This window comes from uncultured Adlercreutzia sp., from assembly GCA_910585575.1.
Taxonomy (GTDB): domain Bacteria; phylum Actinomycetota; class Coriobacteriia; order Coriobacteriales; family Eggerthellaceae; genus Adlercreutzia.
The window spans coordinates 310-13175 of sequence record CAJUFS010000031.1; the positions used below are offsets into that span (position 1 = coordinate 310).

Below are 12866 nucleotides of genomic sequence, written 5' to 3' on the forward strand. Positions count from 1 at the left end.
AGTCGTCCACGAAGATGATGATGCCCAGAAGCGCCGTCAGGATGCTGGCCGCGCGGGCGTTCTTCACGTGGGTGGTGACCCATTCCGCATAGGCGCGGGAGCCGCCGGCCGTAGCAATGACCACCGTCAGCGCCCCTAGCAGTGCAAGGAACAGCAGCAGCGCCCCGTTGCCGGCAATCTGCTCGGCCATCATTTGCGGGATCATCGTGAACGCATCGATGAGCTGCTCGCCGCCGGCGCCGTTGAGGGTGAACTGGTAGATGATCATCCCCGTGAACACACCGATGGTCAGCGACGAGTACACCTCCTTGGTGATGAGCGCCAGGACCAGTGCCAGAATCGGCGGCACAATGGACCACAGGCCCGTGGCAATAAGTTCGAATCCTTCCATGACACTCCTTCCGCGCACGCCCCTCCTCAGTGGCCGCACGCTCGGATTACAGATGGGGTTAAGTATATCCGAGTTAGTAAGGAATTCGGCGACGAAGAAGCGCTTAAGGCGGCCTAATTCACCGGGCCTTCCCTCCAAAACGAAAAAGGGCCGACGAATCGGCCCTTGTGACATGTGCAGAATCGCGCGCCTACACGTCGGCGGCGGCTCCGGCGTTGGCGCTTTCGACCATCTCCTGCTCGAGCTCGCGGTCGTACTCGCGGTCGATGGCGCTTTCCGGCGTGGGCGCCTTAATTTGGAAGGGCACCGCCGGCGTGAACAGGCTCACCACCGGCACGATGATCAGCGAGAGGATCATGCAGAGCGCGCCGCAGTTGATGGGGCTCGCGATGAGCGGCGTGCCGCCGGCCAGGCCCAGGCCCATGTTCACCGCAGTCAGGCCGACGCCGACCACGAACGAGCACCACACCGACGCCTTCGAAATGCGCCCGGAGTACAGGCCCCACAGGAAGGGGCCGAGGAACGAGCCGGCCAGCGCGCCCCACGAGTAGCCCATGAGCTGGGCGATGAACACCACGCTGGAGTGGTACTGGAACAGAGCGATTACCGCGGAAATGGCGATGAACACCACCAGCAGCCCGCGCATCCACATCAGCTGCTTCTTCTCGGACATGTCCTTGATGATGTTTCCCTTGATGAAGTCGATGGTCAGTGTGGAAGACGACGTCAGCACCAGCGAGCTTAAGGTGGACATGGAAGCGGACAGCACCAGCACGATGACCAGGCCGATGAGCACGTCGGGCAGGGTGGACAGCATCGTGGGGATAATGGAGTCGTACACCGGCGTACCATTGGCGGCGTACTCGATCTGGCCCTCGTACAGGCGCCCGAAGCCGCCCAGGAAGTAGGAACCGCCGGCCACCACGAAGGCGAAGATGGTGGAGATGATGGCGCCCTGCTTGATGGCGGGACCGGTTTTAATGGCGTAGAACTTCTGCACCATCTGCGGCAAGCCCCAGGTACCGAGCGACGTGAGAATTACCACACCGATGAGGTTAAACAGATCGGGGCCGAAGAAGCTGACGAAGGGGCCCTGCATGGCCGAGCCCTCGGCGGGAATCTGCGACAGCGAGATGATGGCCTCGGAGAAACCGCCGTTGTTGATGATCACCGCCACAATAACAGCGATGATGCCCAGCAGCATGACAATGCCCTGGATAAAGTCGTTCATGACCGTGGCCATATAGCCGCCCAGCACCACGTAGATGCAGGTGACCACCGCCATGCCGATAACGCACACGTCATAGGGCAGCGCGAACGCCATGCCGAACAGACGGGACAGGCCGTTGTACACGCTGGCGGTGTAGGGGATCAGGAACACGAAGATGATGGCCGCGGCCGCAATGCGCAGAGCGCGGGAGTCGTAGCGCTTGCCGAAGAACTCGGGCATGGTGGAGGCCTTCAGGCGATGGGTGATTTCGCGGGTACGGGGACCCAGAATCCACCAGGCCAGCAAGCTGCCGATAATGGCGTTGCCGATGCCGGCCCAGGTGGCCGAGATGCCGTACTTGAAGCCGAACTGGCCGGCGTAACCCACGAACACCACCGCCGAGAAGTAGCTGGTGCCATAGGCAAAGGCGCTCATCCAGGGGCCGACGTTGCGGCCGCCCAAGATGAAGCCGTCGACGGTGCCCGTGTGCTTGCGGCAGTAAACGCCCACCGCCACGGCCACGGCCACAAAGGCAATGACGAGCAGAATTTTCGCAATCATGGTTCTTTCTTTCCTCTCTTGACGCTTCCTTACCGGCCGACACCCCGCCGGTCGGCGCGGCGCCCGTCGCTGCTTCCGACGGAGCCGCCTTCTTCGCGCGCCCCTTCCCCGGGGAACGCGCTGCTGTTTCCAGCTCAATACCGAAGCGCACACGACCTTTTGCCTGAGGCTACAAAAAAAATAGCCACGGGCAAAAACCCGTGTGCTATTGGTATCGAAAGACAAATTGTAGGGTGGTGGCGCGCTGGGACTGCTGGGCCAGGTGCTGGCTGGCCACGGCACGAGCGGCCTCGGCGATACACTGGGCGGCCTTGTGCGCGCTCATCAGGGCACGCTCCGCCGCTCCGCCACAGCACTGTTCGGCCCAACGGGCGCTCATGACAGCGCAGGCTGCCTCGTCGCAATGCGTGCTATGTCCCAGTACGTTAACCATGGCCGACACTTTAGCACAATAAAGGGAGCGCGCAAGTCATAATTTGATACCGCACCCGGCTAGCGCACGCGGGTTGCGGCGGGAAGGATGACGGGGCGTACGTCGGCCTGCGCAATCGGCAAAGGCAAGGGCGTATGTCGGCTCACACAATCAGCCGAAGGCAAAAATGTTCCGAAATGCACGCTTTAGCAGGAAATACCCTTGAGATTGTTTACATGACTTAACCACTACCAGGCAAAACAACCCTCGCTTTGCAATGCCCGTTTCTGAAATAGCCGCTTTCTCATGCTAAACCGTTCATTTCAGTGCAATTTTGCGAAGGAGCGAACTCGAAGAACGCGATACACCAGCCTAGAACCTAGCTACGCGAAAGAGCTGCCAGGAATTCTTGCGGACGCTCCAGATGAATGTTGTGACCCGCTTCGGGCACCACCTGGGCAGCGAGCCCCGCAGCGCGGACGCGCTCGGCCACGGCGGTGTACTTGGCGTCGAGGGAACCAGCCAGGTAGCGCACGGGAACACCCCGCTCCTGCAGCGCACGCAAAGCAGCCAGGGTCTCTCCCTCAAGCGCCTGGTGCTGGGCGCCCCAGGCTTCGAAGCCTTGCGCCAACACCTCGGCGTTATGGGCCGTGCGCTGAGCGCGCACCGCCGCACGGACGGGCGCGGGAAGCGCCCGCTGACTGGCGAACAGCGGCATTGTCTCCCACCAATTCATGAACGCCTCGATGCCCTCGGCGCGCAGACGGGCGGCCCAGGCCTCGTTGCGCTGGGCCATGGCCGCGCGGGCATCTTCGTCCGCTGGGCCCAAACCGGCGCTTTCCAGCACCAGGCCCGTCAAGGGCAGATCGGGATGCCTCACCAGGGTTTCTGCCGCCAAGCGGCCTCCCATGGAATAGCCCACCACGACGGGAGCGCCCTCCACCTCGGCCACCTGACGCACCACCTGGGCAAGGCGGTCGCAAGCTGCGGACAGAGGCGCAGCGCCTTCCTGGCCCGCACACACCGGGGAGGCCGCGTCGCAACCCTCCTCCCCCAACCAGGCGAACAAGTCGGGCACGAAGGTGCGATGACCGGCGGCCTGCAACGCTGACGCCACCCCGTCCCACGAGGCGGGCGTTTGGGCGAAGCCATGGAGCAAGATGAAAGCGGTCACGAGTTACCCCTGATAGGGAGCGTAACGGTCGCGCACGCCGCGCAGGGGCAGCTGCACTTCCACCAAGCTGATGCCCGGGGTGCCCAGGAAGTTCTGGTAGGCGCTGCGGAAGGCCCCCACGGTGTGCACCGTGGCTGAAGGGATACCGAAAGCCGCCGCTGCCTCGGTGAAGCGCACGTCCTGGGGAGCCAGAAACAGGCGCTCAAAGTACGGGTCCTCGGAGGCCTGGGGCAGCATGTCGAAGATGGCGCCCCCGTTGTTGTTCAGCAGCACGATGACCAAGGACGGCGCCTCCCCCTCAGGGTGAGCCAGCATCATCTCGCGCTGGAGCGCCAGGCCGTTCAGGTCGTGCAGCAAGGTGAAATCGCCGGTCAAAAATGTGGTCTGCCCGAAGTGCTGGGCCGCGCCCACGGCCGTGGACACCACGCCGTCGATACCGTTCTGCCCGCGGTTGGCCAGCACGGCACGGGTTTTCCCGTCCTTCAAGTAGAAGGTGTCCAGGGCGCGAATGCTCATAGAGTTCGCCGAGAACAGGCAGGACTCGTCGGGCATGAGCTCGAGCAGCGAGCGTACGTAGGCGCCCTCCACGGCCTCGGCGTCCAGCGAGGTGACGCCGTCCCATTCCACGGCCAGGATGCGCAGACGGGCCTCGTCGTTCAGGGTCATCCAGCGCTCGGCGAACGCCTTCTGGGCCTTGCGTCCCTCGCCGTGCCAGTTGCTGCGCACAAAGCCCAGGGGCGTGGTGCCCACGAACACGTCGGTGGTGGCATTGAAATCGCGGGTCTCGGCCACGTCCACGGCAATGGACAGCGGACGGGCGCGCTCAAGCAGCGTGGTGGCTCGCTTGGAAATGGGATAGCGGCCGAAGCGAATGACCACCTCGGGCACGGGGCAGTCGGGACGGCCGCACAGGTTGTCGTAGTTGTCGATGACCAGGGGATCATCGATGCTGCGCAAGCCAGACAGCGGATCGGCCAGCACGGGAATGGACCAGCGGCGCACCCAGGTGACAATCTCCTCGGCCTCGGCCATGGTTTCGCAGGAGCCCTCTCCGGCCAGGAGCACGGCGGGACGTTTCCACAGCAGCTCCTCCAGCGCGGTGACACTGGAAGCGGGCAGCTCGCCCGAAGCCGCCATTAGCGGGGCGATGGACAGGGGCGCACCGTGGCGGCCCTCGGTGGGTACACGGCGTCCCAGGCCGAAGCAGTCGATGCCGCCGCGCAGGGCCGCCTGATTGTCCGCGCCAAGGAAGTCGGGCTTGAGCGGCGCATCGAAGGGGAAGTTCAAATGCACGGGGCCCGCCAAATGCTGGCAGGCTCGGGAGGCCACCTGGGCCTCCGGGTTGTAGTTCACGGGCATGTCGGCGCCCCCCGCCACGCAGGATACCTCCTCGAGCGTAGCCGTGGGCCCCAAGGCGGCCAGGCAGGCCTCGCGAGCCGCCTGGCGCGCGAAGGCAATATCGCGATCGCGGCCGCGAGGCGTGGGCATGGCACGGAAGGCGCGCACATGGTCGCCGTAGGCCTTCAACTGATCAGTGGTTTGCGGCGCGCCGAGCCCCTGCAGCTGAGGAGGCCGGTCGCCGGACAGAACAATGAGCGGCACGCGGGAGGTTTCCGCCTCGATAACGGCCGGGTAGTAGTTGGCCAGCGCCGTGCCCGAGGTGCACACCAGCGCCACGGGACTCCCGGAAGCCTTGGCCAGGCCCAGAGCCAGGAAAGAAGCTCCGCGCTCGTCAACATCCACATATAAGCGCAGATCATCGGGGCGTCGCTGGGACAGCTCGAAAGCGGTCATGGCCAGAGCCGTGGAGCGGGAGCCAGGGCTCACCACCACCTCGCGCACGCCCCAGCGGGTCAGTTCATCGAAGAAGGCGGCCACGAACAGCGCCGTGTCCTGCTGATGGGAAGTCGTGATCATCAGGCGTCCTTTCAAAAAGTCTGCCGCCTATGATACCGCGATCCGCCTGATCACGCTGATAACCGCCTCGCCCGTCACAGAAACCGCCCAGGAACCGCCCCTCCGGCAGCGCCTCTTCGCTTTGCCACGTGGCGCCAACCGCCCAGCCATTGCCGAGCACGGCCACCGAAAAGCGGCCCGATGAAGCGCCTAGGCCCCGAAAGCAGAAAGGATCGTGCGCAGTTTGAGATCGATCTCGTCGTACTCGGCCTGGGCATCGCTTTCGCCCACAATGCCGCAGCCGCCGTAGACCCAGCCCATCTCGCCGTCGAACACGCCGGTGCGCAGAGCCACCGAAAATTCGCCATCGTCGTTGCCATCCACAAAACCGCAGGCCCCCGCGTAGAAGCCGCGGTTGTAGGGCTCAATGACGCGCAGGAGCATCTTGGCCTCGCCGACGGGCGTGCCGGCCACGGCCGGGGTGGGATGCAGGTCCTCCATGAGGTCGGCCAGCGTGACGCCCTGGAGCGCCCGGGCCCGAGCCGGGGTAAACAGATGCTGCACGTGGGCCAGCCGCATGATCTGGGGCATCGTTGGCACCTCTACGTCGTAGCACACTCGATCGAGCACGTTGCGAATAAGCTGCACCACGTAATCGTGCTCGGCGCGGTTCTTCTCATCGGTCATCAGGGCGGCCGCCAGCGCCTCGGTCTGATCTTCGGTAGCGCCCACCGGGCAGGTGCCGGCCAGGCACATGGAGGCCACTTCGTCGCCGCGCTTGCGCACCAGCAGCTCCGGCGTACAGCCGCAGAAGAACACGTCGGCATAACGATACAGAAGCACGGTGCCCCGCGCATCGCCGTCAATGAGATTTACCAGCAGATCCTTCGAGGAGAAGGGATGCTCGGCCACCACGCGCTTGCGGCGCGAGAGCACCACTTTCGACACGCGACCGCCCTCGATAGCCGCCAAGGCCTCGTCCATGGCCTGCTGCCACGCCTCGCGGGAGTCGGGCTCAAGGGTATAGGGAATGGTCACCGCCGTGCGGGCAGGAGCTGCAGCCACCAGGCGCTCGAACCGCGCCACGCGACCGGGATACACCGGCCCCAAGGAGTTCACTTGCAGAAAGCGCCCGCGCTCGTTCTCGATGAGCACAATCTCCGGCAGCATGAAGCGCAGCTGGGGAAACGACGCCATGAGGTCGTCGCAGGGGGCGGGATTCGTGGCGTCGAATCGGTTGAACGAGAAGAACACCGGCGGCTGGCTATCGGCCGTCGTGGCCGCTGCGCGCGCCGAGCCCTCATCGGCTGCCGAACCTTCGCTCGCAGCCGTCATGCCGCTGCCCACGCACTCCACCTCGCGCAAAGAGGGCAGCGCAATGCAGCGCCCCAGCCCCAGATAGCGCGTGGGGTGCTGCTTGTCGTAGTAGACGAACTGGTCGGTAAATCCCTTCTGCAGCGCGCAAAAGGCATCGACCACATCGGCCTCGATGGGCACATTGCAGGTGTAAATTCGCGTCATAGCTGAGACCTCGAAGATCCTAAGCGGCTGCTGGCGACAATTCGCAGCCATACTCGTAAATTGCATCGCTGGGCAGATCTATCTCGTCATTCCAGTAGACGCAAGTTCGGCTCTGGTCGATCTTTACCTGCTCGAACAGCCCTGTAAGCTCTTTAAGGGGCGCATACGACGGGATATCCCGCACATCCTCTGCGACATCGTAGAGAACAACGCGACCGTCGTCAAAGCATACCCTCAACTGCAGGTTAGAAAGAGGCTGTATGTTCTTAATTCGATGTATCATCTTTACTCCAGAGGAGGGAGTTTTTCGATAACTTGGGCGTCCCACATTGCTTGCAGCTGCTTCGAATAGATTGCGAGCCACTCGCGCACAAGCGCTTGCGCCTTAGGCGGCAGATCGCCCTCCATCATCTCGAAAGTCTGGATGTTGAACTCGCCCACGTATTCACCGTACAGGGCATGAATATGGCTCGGCTCATGCTCCTTCGGTTTGAAAAACATCTTGATCACGATGCCGTAGAACCGAGAAATCTCAGGCATGCACGCCACCTTTCGAGACGGATTTTTTCAAAGTATACCATGGGGAATCGCCTCGACGCCGTCCTCGCTATTCCGAGTCATCCGAGTGACTGTTTGCAACGATACCGCTTTTCGGAGTCCACCTTGCAACCATCACCAGAGAGCGGCTCCTCACAAGCGTTGATGCTCCTCTTAACGGCACTCGATAGGAAATTGTTCGATTGCGGCGAAGTCTTCATTGGCAAAACAGTCCCAGCCCGAATGCAAGAAAGCGCACCCGAACCGACGGGCGCGCTTTCTTCAGATCTTTGCAACAACAGCTCTCTTCTAGAACGCAGCCACCATCGCTGCGACGGCGGCTATGGGAATGCCGGAAACCTCAGCATTGACGATAGCGCCACCTCCTGGCACATTCGAAGAACACGCACAGCCGACGACGAGGTTTTCGACGTCAGTCTGCTCGGCTAGCTCCTCAACGGTGGCCTCGCACACGGCGTTGGCATCCAGATTAGTTACCTTGACCGCTCCGCCGGATACTTCACCGCCGTATGCGGGAAGTCCCTCGCACAGCGTTGCCGCCGCTTTACTAAAGATATTCGCGATATCCTTGTTCGTGGTAAGAGCGCCCTGATCGAAAGCGAACGTTCCTTCAACGCGCGCTGGGGCAACATTCTGCTCGGCAACCGCTGCGTCCTGTTCGGCTGCCGTCTCCTGAGCAGGAACCGCCGGCGCATCTACCCCCATCGCCAGCGCGGCCATGGGGGTCAGCATCAGCGTGCTGCCCATCATGACGGCCGCTCCCGCAACCGAGCCCGCCGTCTTCAACGTTTTCTTCGCATCCATTTCCATAACTCCTTTCCAGTTTTCGCGATACGCGGGCTACTCAGTCACCTTAACGATGACCGATGCGGGCACATACTGCTCAGAACCAGCCGCGTCGATAGCCTTCACCTGCAAGATGTAGGTTCCGGCCTCCTCGGGCGTCCAGGTTCCCTCGAAGTAGGTCCACTGCTTCTGGTCGAAGTCTTTGGGAACGGCAACGGTCGTCCAGGTATTGCCGTAATCGGCACTGAAGGCAATCTCGGAAAGGCTGTGGCCCATGTAGTTGTCGAGGAACGCGTAGCCGTTCACCGGAACCGCGTCGCCCACCTTCACCTCGGTGCCATCCTTCACCGGCGTAAGCCAACCAGCGCAAATAGTGCCCTGGAACTGGCGCTTCATGCCCACCACGTCATAGAGGATCCACGGATTGTTGTCCGGATCTTCATCGGTGAACTCCATGGAGACCACCCATTTGTCCCACATGAGGCCGCTCACGCCCGGCAGCACGAAGGTCACCGGATAGCCCTGGTTCACCGTCAGCTCGTGACCCCAGTACTCCAGCGCGATGATAGCGTTCTGCTCGATGAGGAAGTTCACATCGTTGCGATGACCCCACTCGTCGGCACCATGGTTGGAAAGCGTGGTCATACCGTCTTTCAGACCGCCGCAGGCATCAATGAGATCCTTCAGCAGTACGCCCTTGACCGGAATGTTGCCGATGAGCACGCTGTTGTTCGCATTGGTGAAGCAGTCCTGGGTCACGGTCATCTCGGTCTGGGGCAATGCCTTCAGGTCGTCCAGCGTGAACGTGCGCTCGTTGTTCACGCCCGTCACGGAAAGCGTGTAGGTGTCAGCGGAAAGCTCCGGCACGACGTAGTTATTGGCCACGTACATATCGGCCTCATCGGTCACCGGCTGGGACAGTTCGACGTCAATCTTGGGCTCCGATTCAATAACTACCTCGTTGGCGCTGTGGGCCGAACGGCCGCGCAGGCGCAGCCAGTTGTCGAGCTTGGCATCGGCCGCATCGACATAGCCACTTGCCTGAGCCGTGTACTTGAACTCGTCGTACATGACCCACTTGCCCTCGGCATCGGTGTCGTGGCAGCTGAAGCAATTCCCATGCTCGGCCTCAACGAACGTGGCATTGGCGTAATGGGTGTTGTGAATGCGGTCGTCCAAACGGGGAGCACCCAGAGCCGCGTTGAAGGTGTGGCACGTGGTGCAGTCAGTCCAACCGTAAGACTTTCCATAGCCCGGGGCACTGGCAAGCACGTGCTGAATAGGCGCCACATCACCGCTGATGGTGGACCACAAGTCAGAATGACACGACGTGCATCCGCGATTCCCGTCATTCATGTTACGTCCGTTGAAGCCGTCGGTATTGGTGAAGTCGCCGGCGTTCATCTGATAGAAATCAGTAACTGCCATGGGGTCATCGCCCGTTTGAGCCAGTTCCGTTTCAGACTGCGCCGAATCAACCGACGCCGGCTGACAACCAGCGGTAACGAATAATGCGGCCGAAAGGCACACGACGCAAACGGCCACCAATGCCTTACGCCACCGCTTCCTCCCCTTCCGCGCGGTCCCGTCCTGGTCGAGCCGGATTGCTTTCTCTGGTTCCATGTCGCATCTCCTCCTTCTTCTTCTTACGACTACCCTCTTGCAAGAAATAGGAGCCCCGGCCGTGGCGATGCCGACATCGGTCAACGAAGTCGGGGAGGCGACTCCCTTGCTCGCCGGCCCAAAAGACAGCCGCTTTTCTCCGTGAACGGACAGCAGCTTTCGCTCGCGTTCCAGGGCTCTTGGGGAGCATAAGCAAGAAGGCAAACAGCCGCATCTGCGTAAAGTGCACATTTTGCGGAATGGGAAGAGATATTTTTCTGTATGATTTTTATACAGGCTGTTGATCAGGCTTTTTGATTGTCTTGGGCCTTTTCTGACGCAGCGCTAACCAGGGCGCGAGCCTCATCGTACGAGTGGACGCCCAACTTCGCGTAGCCGCGATTAAGGTGATTGCGCACCGTTCCTAGAGAAATGCCAAGCTTCTCCTCGATCTGCTTGGCGCGATATCCCTCCATGAGCAGCTGGAAAACTTCCACTTCGCGCGGAGTGAGTCCCGCCTCCTGTGCCACAAGGACCGCCTGCGAGGCAAACTGCTCCAAATCAGAAGGACGAGACGGCAACGGCATCGCCATCTGACGCGCCACCAAGCCCCAGCGCGTCCCCATGCTCTTGCGAGAGAAGAAGAGGGCATTGGCTGTTAAGAGCACGATCAGCAAGACGAGAATGGGCGCCGACGCTCCACCCACCGCAACAGCCGGACCCAGAAGGCACCCCGCGGCAGCCCCCGCCAGCGCTCCAACATAATTCGCAAGAGCCCCCTGGGCAAACACCAAGAGGGGAGATTCTGCGGCTAAGTAAGCAATATCAAGATAGAGCACTTTGCAATACAAATGAAACAGCGCACACCCCGCCGCCATGCAGGTCACCGCCGCCTCCAACGTAAAGGCATCCAGCGCCTGCAGCATGTAAAGTCCCGAGCCCAGGGCCAGAACCATGAGGGCCAGCACAACGAACCCAAGCTTATCGGCCTTACGCAAGCGGTGACCAACGAGCAAGAAGGCAAGAGCCGCAACCATGATGCCTCCCGCCAGCGATGCAAGGAGCCCGAAGGATACCGGCATCGCGACGGCTGAAGCGAAGAGAGCTACCCCGCAGCCGGCCACGCCCCATACCACTGCCCCGGCAACCAACGCTGCATGGGGAACCAAGCTGGAACGACGGTTGCCATGATCCTCACCCCGAGGGATCAAGCTCGCATCGGAGCCCAAAGTCGAATCACTGGCAAAAACAAAGCAAGCGAACGAAGCGAGCATGATGGCAATAAGCAGACCCATTGACCAACCCGTAGGCTCGAGGGACGACACGCCTAAGGCCAAGAGAGCCCCGCAGGCCGTCGTACCACCCATTGAACGATAGATGGTTGCACTGCTGCGCACGCAAACAACGCACATCCACAAAATGGTGATGATCAGCGTGAGGCATCCCAGAGCCACGAGCAGCAGCGAATGCGCCCACCACACCAAAGGTGACGCCGCATAAAACAGGACCGCCGTCATGGCACATATCAAAGCAAGGAAAACGACTGACCGCGATAGCGAGACCCTTCCCGAGAAAAGCCGCGATCCCCCTAGGAGCGCCAGGGCACCTACCACGTAGCCAACCACCAGAGCAGCCTGATCCCAAGGCGCTTGAGGGTGCGGCAGCGCTACCGAGGAATTCGGACACAGGGCAACTAAATATACATTCCACGCAATCCAGCACGTTGTGCCCACATACATGACAATCCGATTGAAACGCTGCGTGCTTTTTTGGCTCTCCTGCCCCATGCTGCTCCCTTTACCTACGCCAGCGCTTGGAAGTTGTGCACGGCGGCGATAGGGCTGACTTTGCCGTCCTCGTTCACCGCGCGAACCATCATCTGGAACATGCCCTCTTCCACGGGCGTCCATTCGAAGGTCCACCACACCCAGCGCACGGCATCGGTGCCGGCCGTGTCGTGACGAGTCCAGCTGGTGCCCCCGTCGAGAGAAAACTCCACGCCGACGATGCGCTTATCGTAGTCGTCGGCCCAGCCTTCGAAGAGCATGGGCTCCCCCACCCGTCCCACGTACTCCGCCTTGCAGGACACATTCGGACGGTTGGTATAGTCGTGACCATCATCGGTGAAATCCGGCAGCGAGGGCACCTCGTCCTCGCGGGTGAAGTCGATCTGCGCAATGTCGCGAATAAAGTACTTCGCCGGAAAGCCCGGAATCCACAGCTGATTGGAACAGCCCATCACGTCGGCGATATTCTCGCCATTGATCTTATCGGCAATTATGGCCCCACGCTCGATGAGGAAATCAAGCGGAAACGTCACCACGGTGCCGTCGGTGGCCGTGAACGTAACGGTATTGCACCCCTCGGGCATCTTCGCCGATTCCTGGGTTGCCTCTTGGCCCATGGGAATCCCCTCCTCGCACTCTCCTATCGTTACCATACCGAACCCCGTCGACCTCCGCAATCCCCTTGCGCGAAAACAGCGAAGGGGCTTCGCTGAGGGGAAGTCTGCGAAGCCCCTTCGTAAGAGAAAGAAGCCGGAGCGTCCTTACAGCAGCGCCTTGCCTGCTTCCCAGGCACCGCCAACCTCTTCGCCCACCACGCGATAGATGCGGCGAGTAGAGTCGTAAACCAGGGGCTGCATGGGCACGATCGGCGGGAGCCACTGTAAAGGTCCCCTTCGCCAGGATGTTCTCCGTCGTCTTATGACCACCGATATTGATGGCAATCTCATGGCGAGTGCATTCACCGCCCC

The 12866-nt window shown here is 61.5% G+C and carries 11 protein-coding genes; all 11 read right to left on the bottom strand.

The window, feature by feature from the left end:
* Positions 1 to 581 precede the first annotated feature (581 nt).
* Positions 582 to 2162: a sodium:solute symporter gene (locus tag QZ307_RS05720; protein WP_295997090.1), complete on the bottom strand. Its 1581-nt coding sequence runs from the start codon at positions 2160 to 2162 to the stop codon at positions 582 to 584.
* A 205-nt stretch (positions 2163 to 2367) separates the two neighbouring features.
* On the bottom strand, positions 2368 to 2595 hold the full coding sequence (locus QZ307_RS05725; protein ID WP_275206079.1) for a hypothetical protein: 228 nt from the start codon (positions 2593 to 2595) through the stop codon (positions 2368 to 2370).
* Between the two features lie 358 nt (positions 2596 to 2953).
* Entirely contained in the window at positions 2954 to 3748 is a 795-nt protein-coding gene (locus tag QZ307_RS05730) for an alpha/beta fold hydrolase (protein WP_295997095.1), read from the bottom strand.
* Between the two features lie 3 nt (positions 3749 to 3751).
* Positions 3752 to 5665 (bottom strand): thiamine pyrophosphate-binding protein, encoded by a 1914-nt coding sequence (locus QZ307_RS05735; RefSeq protein WP_295997097.1) that lies wholly within the window; start codon positions 5663 to 5665, stop codon positions 3752 to 3754.
* 189 nt (positions 5666 to 5854) lie between these two features.
* Positions 5855 to 7165, bottom strand: coding sequence for an isochorismate synthase (locus tag QZ307_RS05740; RefSeq protein WP_295997099.1), 1311 nt, complete (start codon positions 7163 to 7165; stop codon positions 5855 to 5857).
* A 19-nt stretch (positions 7166 to 7184) separates the two neighbouring features.
* A complete protein-coding gene (locus tag QZ307_RS11075) occupies positions 7185 to 7448 on the bottom strand; it encodes a DUF2442 domain-containing protein (protein ID WP_366143039.1) in 264 nt (87 codons plus the stop codon).
* 2 nt (positions 7449 to 7450) lie between these two features.
* Positions 7451 to 7705 (bottom strand): DUF4160 domain-containing protein, encoded by a 255-nt coding sequence (locus QZ307_RS05745; protein WP_275206074.1) that lies wholly within the window; start codon positions 7703 to 7705, stop codon positions 7451 to 7453.
* A 306-nt stretch (positions 7706 to 8011) separates the two neighbouring features.
* Positions 8012 to 8527 carry a hypothetical protein gene (locus QZ307_RS05750; protein ID WP_295997104.1) on the bottom strand — a complete coding sequence of 172 codons (516 nt, stop codon included), beginning with the start codon at positions 8525 to 8527 and terminating at the stop codon, positions 8012 to 8014.
* A 36-nt stretch (positions 8528 to 8563) separates the two neighbouring features.
* Positions 8564 to 9937, bottom strand: a complete 1374-nt coding sequence (locus QZ307_RS05755) for a molybdopterin-dependent oxidoreductase (RefSeq protein ID WP_295997108.1) — start codon at positions 9935 to 9937, stop codon at positions 8564 to 8566.
* A 479-nt stretch (positions 9938 to 10416) separates the two neighbouring features.
* Positions 10417 to 11628: a helix-turn-helix transcriptional regulator gene (locus QZ307_RS05760; RefSeq protein ID WP_295997111.1), complete on the bottom strand. Its 1212-nt coding sequence runs from the start codon at positions 11626 to 11628 to the stop codon at positions 10417 to 10419.
* Between the two features lie 284 nt (positions 11629 to 11912).
* Positions 11913 to 12515 carry a hypothetical protein gene (locus tag QZ307_RS05765; RefSeq protein WP_295997113.1) on the bottom strand — a complete coding sequence of 201 codons (603 nt, stop codon included), beginning with the start codon at positions 12513 to 12515 and terminating at the stop codon, positions 11913 to 11915.
* Between the last annotated feature and the right edge of the window lie 351 nt (positions 12516 to 12866).